Raw genomic sequence first — 19,632 nt, forward strand, 5'->3', positions numbered from 1 at the left:
CTCTCCCTCACCTCTTTTCCATTGCTCTCCGAACCCGTGTACCGGGCAGATCTGGTCTTGGAGTTTGCGTCTTGCGTCCTGGCACCCTCCTGAATAACCGCTTTCGTGTCCTACGGGAACTCGGCGAAGGCGGCGAAGGTGAACTCTTCGTTGCCCGTGATGAATACGACCGCCGGGATGTTGCTGTCAAGGCTCAGTTTCGACGCTTTGGTCAATCATTGACTGATTACGCCAGGGAAGCCGAGCCGCTCGAGGATGAGCTGGTCCGACTGCAGTTCATGGAATCGGTGCCTGGTATTCCCCGCGTGCTGGGCGAGGGCTCGCACGATGGTTGGGGCAAGCGGCGATACATCGTGATGGAACTGATCGACGGTTCCACACTCCGGTCCTGGATGGGCCGACACCAGCCGGTGCTCGCCACCGACGCGGCCTGTGTGGTGGCTCAGCTCTGCGATACCTTGGCGCTGGTGCATGAGCGCTACGTTCATCGGGACGTGACGCCGAACAATGTGATGATTCAGCCCGACGGGCGGATTCGACTCCTCGACGTGGGCAACTCCACAGATTTCTCGACACCGAACTATGACCCCCGCGGGACGCCCGGCTACGCCGCTCCCGAGCAGTATGTGCAGGACTCCGATACCACCGCGAAGTCCGACGTCTTCGCGCTCGGTGCCCTGCTCTTCGAGATGGTGACCTCGGAACTGCCCTACAGCCGTGTCGAGGGCCCACCCGGCGAGACGGAGCCGGCCTTCCCGAACGGACTCGATGCCCATGTGCCCGAAAAGCTGAAGAGCCTCGGTCTCGCCATGGTCGCCGTCGACCCGCGCGAGCGCCCCGAGGTTTCGGAGGTTCGCGGCTACCTCGCCACCTGGCTGCCGATGTTCGGCGACCCCCGGAGCCCGAAGGCCGCCCGTCCCGACCCCTCGGCGTACTTCCGGCTGGTCGTGCCAGCCCGATGAGCCCGGGATGGAGGGTCACGAGAGTTGCCGCTGACGCTCCACCGCAGCGTCGAGGTTTTTCTCACCAAGCCTCGCCAGGAGCAGACGAGCTTCTTCGACGACCTGCTCGGCGTCCTGGTCGCGGCCCAGCGCGCTGAGCGAGTCTGAGAGCCGGACCAACGTCCTGGCCTCCCGACTCGGGTAGGCCATCGAGCGGTAGAGCGTCAGCGCGTGACCGTAGGCGGTCACCGCCGCGTCGTGCTCGCCGATCGCAGCCCGAATACGGCCCATGGTGAACGAGCCGTGTGCTTGGCCGTTGAGATCGGCGGTGCCTTCCAACAGGGCTAACGACCGGCGGCAGTACTCGAGGGCTGAGAAGTGGTCGCCGGCTTGGTGGTGGACGTTGGCGAGCCCGTCGAGCGCGGCTCCCTGTCCGAGCCGGTCGTCCTGCGTTTTGAAGCCTGCCAGAGCGGCCCTGAGTTCCGCCACCGCCGGGTCGGTGACGCCGTCCTCGTGCAGCATGATGCCCAGGCTGTAACGGCCCAGCGCGGTGCCCTTCAGGTCGCCGTGGTCCTGGCTGGTGCGGACCGCCCCACGCAGTTCCGCCATGGCCCTCGCACGATCGCCGAGTCCGCGGTGGGTTCCGGCGAGCAGGCGTCGGATCATGGCCACGTCTTCCGGCCCGGCGATCCGTTCGGCTGCCGGGAGGGCGTTGGTGAGGTGACCGAGGGCGTCCAGGTATCGGTGGGACCGCCATTGATAGGTCAGCAGAGTGAGCGCCAGGAGCCAGGTGTACCGGTCGAGTCGGATTCTCCCGGCCATCTGGAGCGCGGCGCTCAGGGTGGCGTACTCGGCGTCGAACCAGGCCGTCGCGGCCGCGTGGTCCCTGGGTGAGACCACGGGGAACTCCCCGTTCGCCGTGATCGGCAGCCGGCGATCCGGGTCGAGTACCAGATCACAGGACCAGGCGTTCTGCAGCAGGAACTCCAGTACTCGGCGGAGGCTCTCGTCATAATCTCCAGGAGCTTGCTGATCGGCCAGCTGCGTGGCGTAAATGCGGACCAGGTCGTGCATGGCGTATCGGTCGAGGGTTGGCTCGGTCACCAGACTCATGTCGATTAGGTCGTCCAACGATCGGCCGACCGTCGCATGGTCGTGCCCCAGCGCCTGAATCGCGCGCCAGCTGATCGTCGGGCCAGGATGCACGGAGAGTTGCCACAGCAGCTTGGCGGCAGGCGTGGGCAAGAGCCGGTAGGAACTCTCCAGCAGGGAGCTGACGTTCAACTCGTCGGTACGCAGGTCGAGAGGACGCAGCCCGGAACGATCCTCCAGTAGTCTGCGGACGACGCCCGGCAAGTCCTGGGGCTGGCGGCGGCCGATCTGGGCGGACACGATGCGCAGAGCGATCGGCAAGCCGGAGCAGTAGTCGAGCAAGGAGCCGGCGAATGGTCTGGCAAGTCCCATCCGTTCCTCTCCCAGGGATGCTTTCAACAACTCGCCGGCCTCGTGGCGGTCGAGCGGCGCGAGATCGATCGGCTTCGCACCTTCCTTGACCACCAGCCCCTCCAGCCGCCGGCGGCTGGTGACGATCGCGGCGCTTCGGCCCTGACCGGGCAGCAGAGGTCGGACCTGTGCCTCGTCCCTGGCGTTGTCCAGGACGACCAGCACTCGGCGGTCCGATAGTGCCGAACGGTACGCCGATACCAGCCCGTCGACGTTCACGGTGGCCGGGGTCGTCCGCAAGTCGTTCAGGAACCGGACCAGGACGGAGGCGACTTCCTCGGGCTCGAGGGTGGAGAATCCCCTCAGGTCGATGTACAGGACCCCGTCCGGAAAGTTCGGTGCGAGGTGCTGGGCTGCGGCCACCGCGAGGAACGTCTTCCCGACGCCCGCCAGGCCCGCCACGACGGCGATCGGCCCCGACCCGGGCTCCCTGCCCAGCACGACGTCGGCGAGGAGCTTCAGCTCTGATCGGCGGCCAATCAGCTGCTTTTGCTGGGCTGGCAGCTGGTTCAGCCGCTCGAGGACTCCCAGATCCGGGGGCTTGATGCCGGACGTGAGGATGTTCTCCTGGCTCGTCCTTGCCAGAAGCAGATGGGCGGTCGGCCGGTTGAAGCGGAGCTTCCATTGAGCGAGCAGTGGGTCGATGGCGTAGTGGCGGCCCAGCGCACCCAGTGACTGGACTTTGAGGCCAAGTAGCGTCTCGCTGTCGGGCCAGTGCACCAGTGCGTCGTCGGCCCGCTGGAGCGCGATGTGGGGTTCGGAACACTCCAGGTCGGTGCGCACACAGTCCGCGAAAGCGTCATGCAGCTCGCGGAGGATCCAGGATCGCCGCTGGGCGAAGGCTTCACCCGGCAGGTCCTCCAGCGGAGCACCTCCGCGCCATTCGGCCAGCGAAGTCAACAGCGCGCCGCGCCGCTTCTGTGGATTCCCGGTGCGGAGCGCGGTGGCGTACTGGCTCCGGAAGCGGACCAGGTCGACGCTCGCGGGGTCGACCTGGATGTGGGTGGCGCCACCGCTGTTTCCCACCTCCAGTCCCACGGCGCGGCGCAACCTGAGACAGTACTGCCGGATGTTCGAGGGCTTCGTGTCTTCGCCCGGCCAAAGGAATCGAACAATTTCTCGATGGGGAACCGGTTCGCCAGGGGACAGCAGTAGAAGAGCCAGAAGCTCGCGGGTCTTGCCTGACGGGACATCGACCGATTGTCCGTCATCGAGTGCGGCCAACTGTCCGAGCAGGTGGAACTTCATGTCAACCCCCAATGTCAAAGCGCGAATTGCCCGATGGCTGCGCCTAGGACAGCATCGCACGAGCCGTCGAAAGCTCTTTAACGTTTGGTTAACGCCGAGGAGTTGATGGTCCGTGTGGGTATCTGCCACGCTGCTGCGTCATCGGCCCGAGTTCGATGATGGTCGCCTGGTGCGCCATCGAGTCGGCAGTATCCTGACCGGCTACCGGAATCCATCCGGTGAAGTGGCTCGGACCCGTCAGTATCCAACGAACCACTCAAGAGACGACTATGACTTCGATCCAGCGCAAGAGCCGGCACCGCAGCACGCGCCCGGCGACCACCCGCTCGTCCAAGGCGACGATCCCGCCGCGCCGGAAGCGTCGGCCCCGCCCGAATCCGGTTCCGGCGCCGCAGCAGGGCGCCGCAGCAGCATACCCGGGCCGACTGAGGCCGGTCCGTCCGACGGCTCAGCGGATCTACGAGATCGAGCTCTTCGGCGATCTCGAGTAGGGGTGCTTCTGCAGATGTTGGGAAGACACGCCGACGAGGAGGTCGGGAGGCTCAACCGAGTCGTCGGCGTGTCCGACAAGCCCGGTGATCGGCCACGCCCTGGCCGTCAGCGAGCAGCAGCCCGTGCTCCCGGATGCTGTCTGCCTCGTGGTCCAGCAGACGGGTGCAGCGCCGTGCCCGGACCAGGTGCCCGGTAAGCAGCGTGGCCATCGCGGCCAGGTCGGCATAGTCACCGATGTCGGTGTCGACGAAGCAGTCCCGGGGGATCCGGGCGGCGGCGTGCCGCTGGGTGAACTCGGTTACGAGGCCGGCCAGCGGGGTGGGCCAGGTCGTCAGGTCGTCCACGTCGAGGACGGGGGGCGGAGGTCATGACGGGCATCATCCTGTAAGGCGGCGACGCCGGGGCCGCCGCCGCTTTGGCCGGGTCCTGATGGCCTACACCGCCGGTGACAGGAAGTGCCACGGCCCGGTGAAAACCGATCGGCCCCGGTTGGCCCAAAGTGGATGATGGAGGGGTGTACGACGGAGAAGACCATGACGAGAACGGCCTGACGTTCGATCAGGCTGATGACGAGCAGCGCCGACGTGCGGAGAAGTACGCTGAGTGCACTGCCCAGCTGAGTGCCGCCCCCGACCCGGCCGGCGCGGAGTCGCTGTTCGACACCGGGTTCACCAACGGCCTCATGGCGATCGTCGTCCACGAGTGGCCCGGCCAGGAGCACGACGCCCGCGGCCGGACGCTCCCGGCGAGCGCCCTGCTCAAGCTGATCGAGCAGAAGGCCGCCGACGGCGTCCTGGCCGAAGCCGCCGATGCCCCCGGCACGTACGTGATCCCGGAGCCCAACCCCGTCAGCTTCTCCTGGATGGAGGACGGTGAGGAGATCTCGCTGGACACACGTATCGACGTGGCCACGCTCCGGGACGGGCTGGAAGCCACCCAGCACATCCGGCACGCCCGAGCCGGCAGCAGCACGCGCTGGCTGGAAGAACGGCACATCGAGGCCCTGGTCGCACTGGATTACCGCCAGGCCCTTCATGCCCTGAGCAACGAGGAGGAGAACCGGGACTGGGAACGGGTCCGCGCAGAGGACCGGCACTCCGTGGAGCAGGCGGTCGACCACCTGGCCTTGATCGGCGACGACGAGGCCGACCGCCGGGCTGAGGCTGCCCGGAGACTGCACACCGGGTACCACCCGAAGGAGAACCCGGACGGGGTGGAACTCTCGGACTGCCCGGTCTGCTGGCGACAGGCGTTCAGCGCCACCCGCGAGGACGAACTCGCCATGGGACAGGGGCCTGGGCAGTGCTTCGCCTGCGGCTACGAGCGAAGCCCGTCCATGTCGTACCACCTCGCCACGATCGAGCACTTCAAGGTGCGCTGGGGCGACTACTGACCCGCTGTCGCCATATGTCCTGGGGTCGCACCATCAGGTGGCGGCCCCAGAGGCTGTTGTTCAGCGGCTACTTCTGAACTGCCCTTGATAGCTGGAGCTGGAGCCGCCGAGTTGCCAGGGCGAACGAAAATCGGTGCGCGCCGACCACGGCTGCTCCGATACCGCTGGTGACGAAAGAGAGGCCCCGTGCCGCAGATCGAGCAGAAGGTACTCACCGCACTCATGAAGGCGGCGCAGGGCAGCGGGTCCCTCATAGCCACCTCGTCCGCCCTTCGGCGCGCGGACGTCGGCTCGGACGCGGCCGCCGAACAGCGTGACGTACTGGTTGCGGCCCTGCTCCTGCGGCCGTCCGTGGGGGCGAAGGGGCGGAAGGGGGCGCAGACGGGGCGGCTTGGTCAGCCCGCACCGGCCCAGCTGGAGATCTGGAGCCTGTATGGGGACGAGGTGGGTGATCCCCTTGTGCGCGGCCACCTCCATCATCTGCTCCTCGACGCTGGCCACGGCCGTACGCCCGACCACGTCCGCAGCGCAGCGAACGGGTACCTCGACGCGGCGCGGCTGCTGCTGGAAGCCCCCGGGGACGGCCACGGGCTGTCACGGGCCGCCAGGTACCTGACGAAGGCCGGGGAGCTGTCCCGCCGGTTCAACCATCCTCTTCCTGACCGCGCGGCCACGGACGCCCTCGCCCTGGCCGAGCGCATCCTGGACGGAGACGAGAACGACGGCCGGGCCCTGCTGGGGCTCCTGAAGAGGCTACGGGATTCGCAAGGCATCGCCATGGCCCTCGCGGACCTCGCCGAGCGGGCGGCTGAGCACTTCACCTACGACGTGGACGACCGGCTCGGCTTCCTTGAGCTGCTGCGGGAGATTGCTCCTCCCAGCCGCCGTACAGAGATCGACACCGCCGTGGTCCACGCCCTCCTCGATGCAGCTGATACTGCCGATGTTGGGTACCGGCGTCTGAACTTGCTGGAGAGGGCGGCGACCGAGGCGCAGCAGCGGGGGCTGCCCGACCTGCGGGAACGTGCCGGGATGGCGCAACAGCAGACCACGCTGGAGTGGACCGTGATCCGCAAAGAGGGCACTCTCCCGCCCATGATGGTCGCCAGGCAGCGGGCGCTGGTCGATGCCGCCCCGGATCTGCGGAACGCGCTGTGGCTCACCGTGCCGGACGTCCACCCAGTGATGCGTGCGCAGGCCCAGCTGGAGGCCGACGGCGCGTTCGAGGGCCTGCTGCGGATCCCGAGCTCACGCATCAACCCGGCAGGACCCGTCTTCGTCCACCGGCCCGCGGAAGCCGACAACGACCACGCCGTGAAGGCGCAGGTCCACGGCCTGGGCCTGCTCGGAAGGCTGATCGCGACCCAGCTCGACCGTATCCACGAGCGCTTCCGGCCCGACGAGTTCGAGATGATCGACGCTCTGGAGCACGAGACGGTGCTGCCCGAACCCCGCGCTCGGATCCTCGCCCGGGCCTTCCTCTACTACTGGCTGGGGGAGACCGACGCCGCGGCGTGCGTCGCACTGCCCCAGGTCGAGCAGATCCTCCGGGAACTGCTGCGCCCCCGGGTCTCCATCATCTCCGTGGCCAAGGGGCAGACCCCCGGCGGAGTCGCCATGCTGGGCGGGCTGCTGCAGAGCATGCCGGAGGCCGGGTACCCGGAGGACTGGAGCCGAGCGCTGGACCTCCTCCTGGTCGATTCCGACCGCGGGATGAACCTGCGCAACGACGTCCTCCACGGCCTGACCGGCACCCCGCCCAAGCACCACGTCGCGCTCATCCTCCAAGCGGCGCTCTACCTGCTCAGCCACGCGCACGGGCAGCGCGCAGTACCCGGAACGATAGCCTGATCCGCTCGGGCGCGGGCCGGCCGCGCCCGAGCCGTTTCCCGAAGGAGCGCCCCGGCCCGTGGCAGCCCGCGCACGCAAAACGGGTTGACCCCGGCCGGAGCATCGACTCCCGTATTGCCCCGCGTGGCACGAAGATCCCGATCCGGACCGGCGGCCGGTGGGTCGTCGAATGTGCGAACTCCTGGATGAACGACTTCGGCAAGCGCCGGAGAGCCGCTGCCGAGTTCTTCCTCGCTCTGGCCGCCATCGTCATTACGGTCCGCTGGCTGATCCGACGCGCCTGGCCCTCTAGCTGTATTGACCACGAGCGTTGTTGACAGTCCTCGGGGCTTGATCAAAGCGAAGACCTCCGATGCAGTGGAGCTGTCTAGGACTGCACCGCACGGAGGTCTTCGTGTCCCACCGTAATGCCCGCCTGACCGTTCACGGCAGGCGGCTCCTTGTCGAGCGTGTCCGATCGGGGCGTCCCGTGGCGCACGTGGCCGCCGAGATGGGCATCTCACGCGCCACCGCCCACAAGTGGGTTCGCCGCTGGCGTGAGGAGGGGGAACCGGACCTTCACGACCGGCCCAGCCGCCCGCACACCACCCCGCACCGCACCCCGGCCGCGGTCGAGGCCCAGATATGCGCCCTGCGCCGGGAGCGCAAGCTCGGCCCGGCCCGCATCGGCCCCATCCTGGGCCTCGCCCCCTCCACCGTCCACCGAGTCCTGGCCCGCCACGGCCTGCACCGCCTCGCCTGGCTGGACCGCCCCACCGGCCAACTCATCCGCCGCTACGAACGCGCCCGCCCCGGCGAGCTGGTCCACGTCGACATCAAGAAACTCGGCAACATCCCCGACGGCGGCGGCCACAAGGTCCACAGTCGCCAGGCCGGCGAGGCCAACCGGTATGCGACCACCGCCGAACGCAGCCCCAGCGGCACTCCGAAGATCGGCTACAGCTACATCCACACCGCCGTCGACGACCACACCCGCCTGGCCTACAGCGAGATCCTCACCGACGAGCGCAAGGAGACCGCCGTCGCCTTCTGGCACCGCGCCCAGCGGTTCTTCGCCGGGCTGGGCATCACCGTCGAGCGGGTCCTGACCGACAACGGCTCCTGCTACCGCTCCCGCCTATGGCGCGACACGCTGACCGCGGCAGGCATCACCCACAAGCGCACCCGACCCTACCGGCCCCAGACCAACGGCAAGGTCGAACGCTTCAACCGCACCCTGCTGGACGAGTGGGCCTACCTGCGGCCCTACACCAGCAACACCGAACGCACCGCCGCCCTGACCGACTTCCTGCACGGCTACAACTACCATCGCTGCCACACCGCACTCGGAGGCCAGCCCCCGATCACCCGCGTCAACAACCCTGCGGGTCAATACATCTAGCGCTGGAACACTCCCACGAAGCCCCCGCATCCGACGACCTACTGGCGAACGCTCTGAGCGGCTCCTATTCGCCCCAGACTTCGCGGTAGGTGGACCTTCAGGCCGAGGTTCGGGTGGTCTCGCCGGCGTGTGACATCTGGAGCGCTGTCACTCGGAGTGTCTGGCGCGTTGGGACCACTTTGGGACCAAGCGCATTGATCGCCAGTGAGCACATACGGACGGATCTGGACGTACCTGACTGAGATAACATCTGGGCCTCCGTCAGCCCGCGTGAACCGAGCGAGCGGCCCACCTTGCAGCTCAACTCACATGCCTGGTAGGCGGGTTGGCATCCTGCTCGGGACCGGTTGAGTAGGAGGCCAATGAGCAAGTTATGAACTCACTTGACTGGGGGTCAAGGAGTTGCAGGTTCAAATCCTGTCGTCCCGACAGTGATGTCGGAGCCTCTGATCTGGGTGAAAGCCCAGGTCAGAGGCTCTTTTTATGAAATCCTGGAGAGTGCGGGCGGCGAGAATGGACCCGGTCAAGTGCGCCAAGGACTTGCCCTGGGGACCACTTGGGGACCAGACGTCCCGCACGGCCCTCACGGGCGTCACGTTCTGCCGCCCTGAGGCCGCGCCCGCGAGGCTGGTGAGTTCCCTGCGAGCGGGCGCGGGAATGGCTTTCCGTCGGGGATTTTCCCAAGTCGCGAGGCGATTCGCCGTTTTCTTCGCTTGTCTCTGCTCCACAAGATCACCAGTACTCTGAGTGACGAAGTTCGTGACCTCGTCGTTGTCTTGGGGATCACGGTCCCGTCGGGATCGTGGTGGACAGGTGGGGATGACAGGGGAGGCGGAGAGGACGAAGCCCTGCACGGCATCAAGTGCCGTGCAGGGCTTCGCGGCTGGCGGTGTCGGTGCCCGTGGGCGCCGTCGGGGTCCCGGGGGGGTGTGGCCGAAGGGGGCGAGCCGCGTGCCGCCTTCCGGAGCGTCGGCGGTGGCCGCTTGCGAGTGGCCCGGCAGGAGGGGCATGTCGCTGGCGTCGGTGGGGCGGGAGTTGAGGCCGTGCCAGATGTGGTCGAGGTGCCGGACGCGGGGAAGGCGGAGGTGAGCCGGGCCCTCCGGTCCCCGAACAGCTCTGGCGGCAACTTAAGCCCGCGCACCCGCTGGAGCTTGTTCACCTCCGCCAGCAGGCTGTCCAGCCCCAACGCGCCCGGGTCCGCCTTCAGCTCGGTGAAGAACGTGCCCCCGCCGCCCGCGCTCTCCTCGTCCGCTCCGGCGTCCTCGGCGATCAGGTCGTCCAGCCGGGACCGGGTCGCCGCCGACAGCCGGCCCACGGTGGCCGCGCAGAACCGCTCCTCAAAGGTGCTGACCGCCCCGCCCACCAGCCGGGTGATCTGTCCCGGGGCCGGCGGCTCCAGCCGGTCCTTGCGGCAGCGCGCCACCACCGCCTCCGCGAGCCGATCCCGGTTCAGCTCCACCCCGCACAGCTCGACCGCCAGCCACTCGGCGAGCTGGGCCTGGTCCCCCTCGGAGCACTCACGGAAGCCGAACGCGCCCTGGATCTCTATCCGGTGCCGCTTGATCGCCCGCCCCGACCAGTCGTACGCGGCCCACTCCTCCGCGGGCACCTTCACCTGCTGGGCGACGTACGACACCGCCGGCACCGGGATCTCCCCGGCGTCCCCCGCGGGAACCGGGCCTCCACCTCGAAGAACTTCAGCAACAACGCGAACCCCAACCGGTTCGCCCCCGACTTGTTCCGCAGCCGCTCCTGGTCCTCCTCCAGCAGCGTCCAGACCTCGATCAGGTCCTCCGGCTCCCACTCTTGCCGCACCCCGCGCTCCCTCCGGCCGTCATGACCGGACAACCTCGCCGAGCACGGCCCCCGATGAGCCCAGAAGATCAAAAGCCCTGACAAGCACACCCCAGATCCGCTACAGAGAGCTACTTGTCACTTCGCCGTAGCTTCGGGAGGACAGGGCCGTGTTTGTCGCTCGGCGTCGCGGATGGCGCGAGCGGCGTTGATGAGCCCGATGTGGCTGAAGGCTTGGGGGAAGTTGCCGAGGGCCTCTGCTGTGGTGGCGTCGGTCTCCTCGGCCAGCAGGCCGAGGTCGTTGGCGTGTGCGAGGGCGGCTTGGAAGACATGTCGTGCACGGGTGGTGTGGCCGGTGAGGGCGAGGGCTTGGGCGAGCCAGAAGGTGCACAACAAGAACGTGCCTTCTTCCCCTTGCAGCTCGTCGGTGAGGTAGCGGCGGACCAGGCCGTTGCGGTCGGTCAGCTGCGTGGCGACGGCCAGCACGGTGGACTGGACGCGGGGCTCGTGCGGCGGCAGGAAGCCGACGATGGGCAACATCAGCGCGGAGGCGTCGAGTTCGTCACTGTCGAATGCCTGGGTGAAGGCGCCCAGGCCGGGGCTCCAACCGCGTTGTTCGATGGCTTGGCGGATCAGGTCGCGCTCGTGCTGCCAGTGGGGCAGGCGTTCGTCGGCCTGGAGGGCGGGGGCCATGGTGATGGCGCGGTCCAGCGCGACCCAGCACATCAGCTTCGAGTGGAGGAAGTGTCTGCTGGGTCCGCGTCTTTCCCAGATGCCCTGATCCGGCTGGGTCCACTGCCGGGCGGCTGTCTCGGCTGCCTGGAGCAGGAGGGTGCGGGTGGCCGGGTCGAGAGGCTCATCGGGCGGAAGGGTCTGGTGGGCGGCGTCGAGGAGCTCGCCGTAGACGTCGAGTTGGCGTTGACGCCAGGCGTCGTTCCCGATCCGGACGGGGCCGCTGTTGCGCCAGCCGGTCAGGTGGAGCAGGAGCCGCTCGCTCAGGTCACGTTCCCCGCCGATGCCGTACATGATCTGCAGGTCGGCGCCGCGGTCGAGTTGGGTTGCCGCGGCCCGGGCGAGGAAGCCGAAGAACCGGTTCCTCTCCTTCTCGCAGGCGGCTGTGGAAAGCGCCTGAATGGTGAAGCTCGCGTCGCGGACCCAGGTGTAGCGGTAGTCCCAGTTGCGCATCCCGCCCGTCTTCTCGGGCAGGGAGGTGGTGGCCGCGGCGACGATGGCCCCGGTGGGAGCGAAGGTCAGGGCTCGCAGCACGCGTCCGCTGTGGCCGACCTCGTCCTGCCAGGGGCCGACGTAGCCGCGGTGGAGCTTTGACCAGGAGCGCCAGCCTTTGATGGTGTCGGACATGCGGCGCCGGATCCGCCCTGCCCGCCAGCCCGCTGGCTCACTTTCCCACGCCGGCCCGACGTGCAGGGCGAATTCGAGGCGGTGCCCCGTCGAGAGCGGGATTCGGCCGTGCGCTGTGGAGCCGTTCACCCGCAGGTCGACGGGGCTCGACAGCAGCAGGACATAGGCGCCCCCGTACGCCGCGAGCCCGCCTCGCACGACTGAGAGGAGTGGGTGGACGAGTCCGTACTCCGGGCGCGGCGCGTAGGAGGTCTCGATGTCCACCTGCCCTTCGGTGCAGGTGATCTGCCGTAGGAGCATTCCGGGGGAAGCGGTGCCGAGCGCGTGCCCGCGTTCGCGCCGCCCCAGGGCAAGGGCGTCGTGCAGGACCGCCGTACCGCCGGTCGTGCGGAAGGTCGTCTCCAGAACAAGGGTGTCCTCGACGTAGCGGCGGCTGATATCGGCCGGGCCGGTGGGGCGGATGGACCAGTGGCCGGCGTCCTCGTCGAGGAGTCGAGCGAAGATCGCCGGGCTGTCGAACCGGGGCAGGCACAGCCAGTCCACCGAGCCGTCAGAGGTTACCAGCGCGGCCGAGCGGCAGTCGGACAGCAGAGCGTGGTCACCGATCGGTCGCGCACTCATGCGTCGCAGCCCGTCCACCTTGGGCCGGGCGCGGCCCGGCTGGTACGACGTGAGCGGTCGCCTGCGCCGCGGGTCTCTCCAGGCGCCTGACGAGTGTCATGGATCCCAGCCTCCCTGCACGGCGGATTCACCCCCACCCAATCAGCACGATCGGTGGATCGCATGTGCCGACCGCCGGCGGTTGCCCCGACCGGGTGGCGCGACCTGGTGCCGCGTCCCGTGCTCGGCGTCTGGCCGGTGTACGTCGTGTCTCCTCGCCACCGCGTGGTCACGCCACCGCGTGGCCGGCCCCGCCTCAACAACGACGTCCCGAGGATGAGCCCCGGCGGCCGAGGGTGAGGAAGCACCGGTTGCCGTACTTCCACTGGTCGGTCACGCTCAGGGCCAGGTCCTCGGCGATCCTGCGGAGTGCCGGTGCTCCCAGACGTGCCCAGGGAAACGGGGGACCCTGGTGGTTGTGGATGTCTTCGAACCGGGCGGTGCAGCGCTCCTCGACGTCGTGAGGGCCGACCTCGACGATGAGGACACCCGTCGCGGTGACGAGCCGGATGCACCGGCGCAGCAGGGCGTGCGGGTCGCCGCCGATGCCGATGTTGCCGTCGATGAGCAGGGCGGTCTGCCAGTCTCCCTCGGCCGGTAGCCGGTCGAACACCGATCGGCACAGTGCGATTCCGCCGAGACCGAGGGTGTGGGCCACCGCGCGGGGAGCCGCGTCGACGCCCAGCGCGAAGATTCCGCGACCCAGGAGTGCCCTGCACAGCCGGCCCGGTCCGCAGCCGACGTCGAGAACGGGGCCGGCGCAGCGATGGAGCACGGATTCGTCGGCCGCGGTGGGCTGTGCGAACCAGCGATGCACAGGCATCCGGATCCGGCGCCCGTCCCCCAGGCGTAGGTAGACCGGTTCGCGGCCGCTGCGCAGGGCCAGTGCGTAGGGGTCTGCGTCGGCGCGGGAGGACGGGTCCTCGCCGGAGGTCATGGTGCGGCGTGGTGACCCGGTGCGGGTCGTTCCTTGGCGTGGGTGGCTCGACGGACACGGCGTAGTTTGAGTGCGAAGGCCAGGGCGGAGGCGACGAAGAGCACGCCGGTGACGGCCAACCATCGGCCGAGGTAGACGCCTTCGGTCAGTCGTGCGGCATCGGGATAGGGGATCGACAGGTCGAAGATGAGGGGGAACCAGACGAGCAGGAGCACGCCGGAGAGGAAGGCGGGTACGCGCAGGTAGTTGATCCACGGCACCTGCGGTTCGCGTGCGGCCTGGTGCCGGAGAAGCTTGTGGGCCGACAGGTCGGCGAGTGAGTACAGGGGCAGCAGGATCAGGTCGTGGAGGACCGCCGCGCCGACGAACCAGATCGCGACGGCGAGCGGGCGGACGGCGAACAGGCGCACCATGACGTAGCCGGTGACGGCGAACGAGGCGATCAGGACGAGAAGGTGGAGGGGGCTGGAGCCGTACCAGCGGACGAAGCGCGCCATGGTCATGTCCTGAAGGTGAGCCGGTGCACCCACTTGGTGTTGTTCACACCGGGGTTGGCCGGGACGATGATGCGGGCCGGGTAGCCGTGGTCGAGCGAGAGGTCCGCGCCGTTGACGTGCAGGGCGAGCAGCGAGCGGGGGTCGTGGATCTGGTTGCTCCGCAGGAGCACCGAGCTGTAGGGGCCGGGCGGTTGGACGGACTCCACCAGGACGCTTCCGGCGTGGGGGAGGCCCGCCAGGGCGGCGAAGTCGGCCAGCCGAAGGCCGCTCCAGTGCTGGTCGGAGGTGGACCAACCCTCCACGCAGGCGATCGGCAGTGCGGCGGCATGCTGGCGCATCGCCAGGAGCTGTGCGCGGGTGAAGACGAGCGTCGGCCCGTGGCCCCGGACCTCCAGCCGCCAGTCCGGCCCGACGTGGGCGGGGGTGACGCCGACGGCTGCGGCCGTCTTGTTGATCTGGAAGTCCTTCGGGCCGCCTCCCGGGTCGCGGTTGTGCGGCGCGAGAAGGGCGGTGCGCCGCAGTCGGCCGCCGATGCTCTGTCCTGCGGTGACCACCAGGAGGAGCAGCGACCCGCTCCCCACCATGGCGAGCGCGCCGCGCCGGGTCATCGTCGGTGCTGCGGGCGCGGTCGGCACCAGACCGTCGGGGTCGGGGGGCTCGGGCCGAGTGCCGGCGAGCCCGGTGCGCAGTTCCGTCAGCAGGTTGCGGGAGCGCAGGGCGCGGATCATCCGGCCGAGTTTGAGGCACACGTGGACGACGAACGCGGCGATGAACACCCAGGCGCCGTAGAAGTGCAGGGTGTAGAAGGAGCCGGGGAAGACGTAGAACAGCTGGATGTTCATGATGCCGGTGACGAATTCGAAGATCGCCCCGCCGACCAGCATGAGCAGGGACAACCGCTCCAGTCCGTGGGCGATGCTGCGGACCGGAAGCCACTCGAACAGCTTCGGGATCACTGACCACAGCTTGGCCAGCAGCACGGGCACCAGGACCACGCCGAGCGTCACGTGCACGCCCTGGGTCAGCCGGTACAGCCAGTACGGATGGGTGGGCCAGTCGAAGAGGTAGAAGCCCAGCAGGCCCTTGTCCGGGGTCTGGTCGTTGATGCGGCCGAGCCCCGGGTTGTAGGCGGCGTAGGAGAGCACCCCGGTGACGAAGAGCAGCGGGATGCCGATCAACAGCACCAGGCCGAACGCGGACGTCAGCCAGGGCCCGCGGATGGGACTGCGCCAGAAGCCGGGACGGAACGGTCCCGGGGGCGGCGGAGTCTGCTCGATCCGCCGTACGAGGGCCCGGGCACGAGCGGCCCCCTTGCCGGCCCGCGCCGCCGTGGCAGCGCGAACCCGCTCGAAGCGCCCCCGCTCGCGGCCCTTGTTCGGTCTCGGGCGCTGCGGCCCGCCTGAGCCCGGGGCCGGCCGCTTTTCGCCACTGTCCATCGGCTGTCTCCTTCGTCCCCGGCCGGCTCCCGAAGGGGATCGGACCCCGTCGTACCATCACTGTCTGTCAAGTCACCAGGTACAAACTGGCACAGATCGGGTCGGCCTTCCGGGTCTGGCGTGCATGCGGGTGGCCGTTGCCAGCCGAACGGTCGAACGTGCGTTCTGTGCGGCTCGACGGATCCCCGCCCGGTGGCCTCATGATGGTGGGGTGCGACGCCTCAGCACATGGCGCAGCGCTTCCACCCAGCCCGGCCGCACCGCGCTGACCGGGGAAGTGTTCTGGTTCGTTGTGATCGGCGCCGCCTCCACGGTGGCCCAGGCCCTGCTGTACTGGGTGCTGCGCCACTGGTCGCCGACCGTCCTGGCCGATTTCGCCTCCCTGCTCGTCGTCACGGTCCTCAATACGGAGGCCAACCGCCGGCTGACCTTTCGCGGGTCCGCGGTCCGGGCGCTCCAGGCGCATCTGGCCGCAGGCGGCCTGTTCGTGCTGGCGTACCTGGTCACCGCTGGCGCTGTCCTGCTCTTCCGCCACTACCGGCCCACCGCCTCACCAGCGGCGGAGACCCTGGTGCTCGTACCGAGCTTCGCCCTGGTGACCGTGATACGTTTCGCCGTCCTGCGGCTGGTGGTCTTCAGACGCCGCCACCGATGACCCGCTCGTGCCCGATGCGGCCGACACGCCTGCCCTCACGCAACGTCGCGCCGCCGGTCTCCACGGCCACGCGCCCTCGCCCGGACGAGTGCGCCGGCGAGCACCGTCACGGCGGCCAGCCCGTACGCGGAGGCCTGGACGCCACGCCACTGCAGTGCGTCCGCGACATACAGCACGGTGCCAGCGGCGGCGACGGCGAGCCACTCCCATGGGCCACCCATGGCCACGAGGGCCACGACGAGCAGCGCGTACCAGTAGTACGCGGGCGAGGTGAGCAGCAGCGCAGTGCCCGTGACCAGCAGCGATCCGCGCCACGGCTGCTCCGGATCGCCGCGCCGCAGGACGTGCCAGGCGCTGATCGCGACCAGCGCGACGGCGGCTGGTCCGGCCCACGCGTTCGGCAGCACCAGCCGCAGCAGCGCGAACCGTTCGACGTCGCCCGGCTCGTACCCCTCCTCCCGCAGATAGCCGGGGAGATATCCCAGCACCGCGGAACCGGATGCCAGCAGGTACGGGAGATAGGCGAGCGCCACCACGCCGACGGCTGCGAGCGCCGGGCTCGCCGTCTCCCGCAGCCGGGCACGCGGGGTCGCGTCCGGGGCCAGCACCCCCGACAGCGCGCCCGGAAGGGTGAGCGCGGGCAGCAGCTTGACGGCGATCGCCGCCCCGAGCAGCGCTCCACGGCGTGCTCCCGCGGCCGTGCCGAGCGCGGCCACCGTGAGCAGTACTCCGAGCGTGTCCACATGGGCGTCGTTGACCGCGGCGAACGGCACCGCCGGACACCATGCCCACAGCGCCACCTGCCGCGTGTCACCACCCGTGCGCTGCTGCACCAGCAGCAGTGCCACCGTCGTGGCGACGGCGAGCGCCGCACCGGCGAGTTGCAGTGGCTTGTGCCGCCCGCCTGCCGGGGAGACGACGTGCAGCAGCAGGAACCACCCCTCGGCCACAGGCGGATAGATCGTGCGCTCGGACGGCCTGTTGATGTGCGTGCACGCACCCGGCACTGGGTGGAAGTCCCACCCACGGCACGCGGTCCCGGCGGGGAAGAGCCACGGATCACGCAACCGGGCGAGCCGTGGCGCGTCCGGCGGGTAGGCGTACGGGGAGACTCCCGCGGCCTGCACCCGGCCGTCCCACGCGTAGCGGTACATGTCGTCGCTGGTGCGCGGCGGCGCCGAGAGCGCCGCCGCGCACAGGGCGATCCCGCCGGCCAGGATCAGTGCCACGGCGGTGCGCACCGGCACGCGGCGCACAGTCCACGCCGCGCCCGCGAACAGCGCCCACGCCGCGGCGTACCAGTACGGCAGCGCAGCTGGACGGCCGAGATCACCACCTGCGCGGACGGTCACGGCGACGACGGCGACGAGGGCGGCGAGCAGTGCCGTGGCGCAGAGCGTGCGTACTCCCATGTCCTTCACAGTGGCAGCCGCGAACGCGCCGGAGGGTCTCGCGCCGCCGCGTGTCGGATCCGGCCGTAGTCTTGAAGGCGTGCTGGTCCTTGTCACAGGAGGGGCCGGGTTCATCGGCTCCCACGTTGTCCGTGCGCTGGTCGAGGCCGGACACGGGGTGCGCGTGCTGGACGCGGTCCTGCCCGCGGCGCACGGCGCGGCGGCCTGCCCGCCCCCGCAGCCGCCTGGTGTCGCGTTCGTGCGCGGTGACGTGCGAGACCGGGCGGTGGTCGAGGAGGCGCTGCGCGCGGTGGACGCGGTCTGTCACCAGGCGGCGATGGTGGGCCTGGGCCGGGACTTCGACGACGTGCCCGCCTACGTGGGGTGCAACGACCTGGGCACCGCCGTCCTGCTCACGGCTATGGCCCGGCTGCGGGTGAGCGAACTCGTCCTGGCCGGGTCGATGGTCTACTACGGCGAGGGCCGCTACGACTGCGCCCGGCACGGGACGGTCAGGCCCGGCCCGCGCCGGGCCGCCGACCTGAACGCTGGGCGGTTCGAGCCCGTCTGTCCGCGCTGCGGCGATCCGCTCACCCCCGGCCTGGTGCCGGAGGAGGCGCCGCCGGACCCGCGCAACGTCTACGCGGCGACGAAAGTCGCCCAGGAGCACCTGGCCGCCGCCTGGGCGCGGGCCACCGGCGGCCGGGCGGTGGCTCTGCGCTACCACAACGTCTACGGGCCGGGGATGCCGCGCGACACCCCGTACGCCGGGGTGGCCTCGCTCTTCCGCTCCGCGCTCGCCCGAGGCGAGCCGCCCCGGGTCTTCGAGGACGGCGGTCAGCGCCGGGACTTCGTCCACGTCGGGGACGTGGCCGCCGCCAACGTGGCGGTGCTCGGCGCGGTCGGCGCCGCGATCCCGGACGGCACACTGCGCGCCTACAACGTCGGCAGCGGGATCCCGCACACCGTGGGCGAGGTGGCCGCCGCGCTCTCCGCGGCCTGCGGCGGGCCCGAGCCGGTGGTGGCCGGCGAGTACCGGCTGGGCGACGTCCGCCACATCACCGCCTCCTCGTCACGGCTGCGCAGGGAACTCGGCTGGCTGCCCCGGGTACCGTTCGCCGACGGCATCCGGGAGTTCGCGAAGGCCCCCCTGCGCGGCCGGGCGTCGGTGCGTCGGTAAGGCGCGTGCGGGAGGCGGCCTCGAACCCGCATCCACCGGAACCGCTGCGGCCCGCATCGGCCCGAAGCGCCCGGGTGCCCGAACCCCCCGCCGCCGGCGAAGACGGTGCGACGCCACCTGCCCGCGCCGCACGGCAACGGTAGCGCGCATGAGGTCATCCGGGTGCTTTATTCCATTTCCCTCCATATGCGGCAATCCGTACGCTGACAGACGTGATCGAAAGGGATCGGCCCGTTGTGGACGTCGTGCTGCCATGCCTTGACGAAGTAGCCGCCCTTCCCTGGGTGTTGGAGCGGATACCGCCCGGCTGGCGCGCCGTGGTCGTCGACAACGGCTCGACTGACGGCTCCGCCGAGCTCGCCGCGTCCCTGGGCGCGCACGTCGTGGGTGAACCGGTGCGCGGCTTCGGTGCCGCCTGCGCGGCCGGGCTGCGCGCCGCCACCGCGCCCGTGGTCTGTTTCTGCGACTGCGACGCCTCCCTCGACCCGGGGCAGCTGCCGGCACTGGCCCTCGCCGTCCTGGACGGCGCGGCGGACCTGGTACTCGGGCGGCGCAGGCCGACGACACGCGGCGCCTGGCCGGTCCACGCCCGGCTCGCCAACCGCGAGCTGGCCAGGCTGATCCGCCGCCGCACCGGCCTGCGCCTGCACGACCTCGGTCCGATGCGGGTGGCCCGCCGGGAGGCCCTGCTCGGCCTGGACCTGACCGAACTCAGGTCGGGGTACCCGTTGCAGATGGTCATCCGAGCCGCCGACGCCGGATGGCGGGTGCGCGAGGTCGACGTGCCGTACCACCCGCGCACCGGCCGCTCCAAGGTCACGGGCACCTGGCGTGGCACCTGGAACGCGGTGCGCGACATGCGCGCGGTCCTCAGCGAGCCGCCCCGGCGTCTGGCAGGAGCCCCCCGGTGAGCG

General features: G+C 69.8%; 16 protein-coding genes, 1 tRNA gene and 1 pseudogene. 9 read left to right on the top strand and 9 right to left on the bottom strand.

Annotated features, from left to right (window positions below):
* Positions 1-71: 71 nt before the first annotated feature.
* Complete coding sequence (locus C7M71_RS24850) at positions 72-962, top strand: serine/threonine-protein kinase (RefSeq protein WP_162824352.1); 891 nt, start codon at positions 72-74, stop codon at positions 960-962.
* A 15-nt stretch (positions 963-977) separates the two neighbouring features.
* Here the strand turns inward: C7M71_RS24850 and C7M71_RS24855 are convergent, their stop codons facing one another.
* Entirely contained in the window at positions 978-3,692 is a 2,715-nt protein-coding gene (locus C7M71_RS24855) for an AfsR/SARP family transcriptional regulator (RefSeq protein WP_111489092.1), read from the bottom strand.
* Positions 3,693-4,234: 542 nt separating this feature from the next.
* On the bottom strand, positions 4,235-4,528 hold the full coding sequence (locus C7M71_RS24860) for a hypothetical protein (RefSeq protein ID WP_111489091.1): 294 nt from the start codon (positions 4,526-4,528) through the stop codon (positions 4,235-4,237).
* 170 nt (positions 4,529-4,698) lie between these two features.
* Between C7M71_RS24860 and C7M71_RS24865 the strand changes: the two genes are divergently transcribed.
* From C7M71_RS24865 to C7M71_RS30810, 5 genes and pseudogenes are all read left to right on the top strand, one after another.
* The gene (locus C7M71_RS24865; protein WP_111489090.1) at positions 4,699-5,577 is read left to right on the top strand and encodes a hypothetical protein; all 879 of its coding nucleotides are present in this window, start codon (positions 4,699-4,701) and stop codon (positions 5,575-5,577) included.
* A 186-nt stretch (positions 5,578-5,763) separates the two neighbouring features.
* Positions 5,764-7,428: a hypothetical protein gene (locus tag C7M71_RS24870; RefSeq protein ID WP_111489089.1), complete on the top strand. Its 1,665-nt coding sequence runs from the start codon at positions 5,764-5,766 to the stop codon at positions 7,426-7,428.
* A gap of 95 nt (positions 7,429-7,523) precedes the next feature.
* A pseudogene (locus C7M71_RS24875) lies at positions 7,524-7,745 on the top strand (hypothetical protein); the annotation flags it as partial.
* Positions 7,746-7,822: 77 nt separating this feature from the next.
* Entirely contained in the window at positions 7,823-8,809 is a 987-nt protein-coding gene (locus C7M71_RS24880) for an IS481 family transposase (RefSeq protein WP_111489088.1), read from the top strand.
* A 338-nt stretch (positions 8,810-9,147) separates the two neighbouring features.
* Positions 9,148-9,238 (top strand) — tRNA-Pro (locus C7M71_RS30810).
* A gap of 163 nt (positions 9,239-9,401) precedes the next feature.
* Here C7M71_RS30810 and C7M71_RS24885 read toward each other — a convergent pair.
* The 6 genes from C7M71_RS24885 to C7M71_RS24905 form a co-directional block, all read right to left on the bottom strand.
* Positions 9,402-10,454, bottom strand: a complete 1,053-nt coding sequence (locus C7M71_RS24885; protein WP_407675941.1) for a DUF4158 domain-containing protein — start codon at positions 10,452-10,454, stop codon at positions 9,402-9,404.
* On the bottom strand, positions 10,421-10,624 hold the full coding sequence (locus tag C7M71_RS32165; protein ID WP_229758895.1) for a DUF4158 domain-containing protein: 204 nt from the start codon (positions 10,622-10,624) through the stop codon (positions 10,421-10,423). Before C7M71_RS32165 ends, C7M71_RS24885 begins: the two co-directional genes overlap by 34 nt.
* A gap of 117 nt (positions 10,625-10,741) precedes the next feature.
* Complete coding sequence (locus C7M71_RS24890) at positions 10,742-12,583, bottom strand: glycoside hydrolase family 15 protein (RefSeq protein WP_111489085.1); 1,842 nt, start codon at positions 12,581-12,583, stop codon at positions 10,742-10,744.
* Between the two features lie 295 nt (positions 12,584-12,878).
* Positions 12,879-13,559 carry a class I SAM-dependent methyltransferase gene (locus C7M71_RS24895; protein ID WP_111489084.1) on the bottom strand — a complete coding sequence of 227 codons (681 nt, stop codon included), beginning with the start codon at positions 13,557-13,559 and terminating at the stop codon, positions 12,879-12,881.
* A complete protein-coding gene (locus C7M71_RS24900; RefSeq protein ID WP_111489083.1) occupies positions 13,556-14,062 on the bottom strand; it encodes a hypothetical protein in 507 nt (168 codons plus the stop codon). Before C7M71_RS24900 ends, C7M71_RS24895 begins: the two co-directional genes overlap by 4 nt.
* Positions 14,059-15,240, bottom strand: coding sequence for a molybdopterin-dependent oxidoreductase (locus C7M71_RS24905; RefSeq protein ID WP_407675942.1), 1,182 nt, complete (start codon positions 15,238-15,240; stop codon positions 14,059-14,061). The genes C7M71_RS24900 and C7M71_RS24905 overlap by 4 nt, the downstream gene beginning before the upstream one ends.
* Positions 15,241-15,703: 463 nt before the next feature.
* Here C7M71_RS24905 and C7M71_RS24910 point away from each other — a divergent pair, with 463 nt between their 5' ends.
* Complete coding sequence (locus C7M71_RS24910) at positions 15,704-16,147, top strand: GtrA family protein (RefSeq protein ID WP_162824353.1); 444 nt, start codon at positions 15,704-15,706, stop codon at positions 16,145-16,147.
* 35 nt (positions 16,148-16,182) lie between these two features.
* On the opposite strand, the gene C7M71_RS24915 is transcribed toward C7M71_RS24910, so the two are convergent.
* A complete protein-coding gene (locus tag C7M71_RS24915; RefSeq protein WP_111489080.1) occupies positions 16,183-17,559 on the bottom strand; it encodes a glycosyltransferase 87 family protein in 1,377 nt (458 codons plus the stop codon).
* A 79-nt stretch (positions 17,560-17,638) separates the two neighbouring features.
* Between C7M71_RS24915 and C7M71_RS24920 the strand changes: the two genes are divergently transcribed.
* Together C7M71_RS24920 and C7M71_RS24925 are read left to right on the top strand one after the other, a co-directional pair.
* Positions 17,639-18,718, top strand: a complete 1,080-nt coding sequence (locus C7M71_RS24920; RefSeq protein WP_111489079.1) for an NAD-dependent epimerase/dehydratase family protein — start codon at positions 17,639-17,641, stop codon at positions 18,716-18,718.
* 212 nt (positions 18,719-18,930) lie between these two features.
* Positions 18,931-19,629 (top strand): glycosyltransferase family 2 protein, encoded by a 699-nt coding sequence (locus C7M71_RS24925; RefSeq protein ID WP_407675943.1) that lies wholly within the window; start codon positions 18,931-18,933, stop codon positions 19,627-19,629.
* The last annotated feature ends 3 nt before the right edge of the window (positions 19,630-19,632 follow it).

The organism is Peterkaempfera bronchialis, assembly GCF_003258605.2.
In the GTDB taxonomy this organism is placed as follows: Bacteria; Actinomycetota; Actinomycetes; order Streptomycetales; family Streptomycetaceae; genus Peterkaempfera; species Peterkaempfera bronchialis.

Bases quoted from the DNA above. Each gene is read 5' to 3' on its own strand.
- C7M71_RS24890 (WP_111489085.1), bottom strand. From the start codon at position 12,583: ATGAGTGCGCGACCGATCGGTGACCACGCTCTGCTGTCCGACTGCCGC.
- C7M71_RS24915 (WP_111489080.1), bottom strand. From the start codon at position 17,559: ATGGGAGTACGCACGCTCTGCGCCACGGCACTGCTCGCCGCCCTCGTC.
- C7M71_RS24900 (WP_111489083.1), bottom strand. From the start codon at position 14,062: ATGACCATGGCGCGCTTCGTCCGCTGGTACGGCTCCAGCCCCCTCCAC.
- C7M71_RS24895 (WP_111489084.1), bottom strand. From the start codon at position 13,559: ATGACCTCCGGCGAGGACCCGTCCTCCCGCGCCGACGCAGACCCCTAC.
- C7M71_RS24855 (WP_111489092.1), bottom strand. From the start codon at position 3,692: ATGAAGTTCCACCTGCTCGGACAGTTGGCCGCACTCGATGACGGACAA.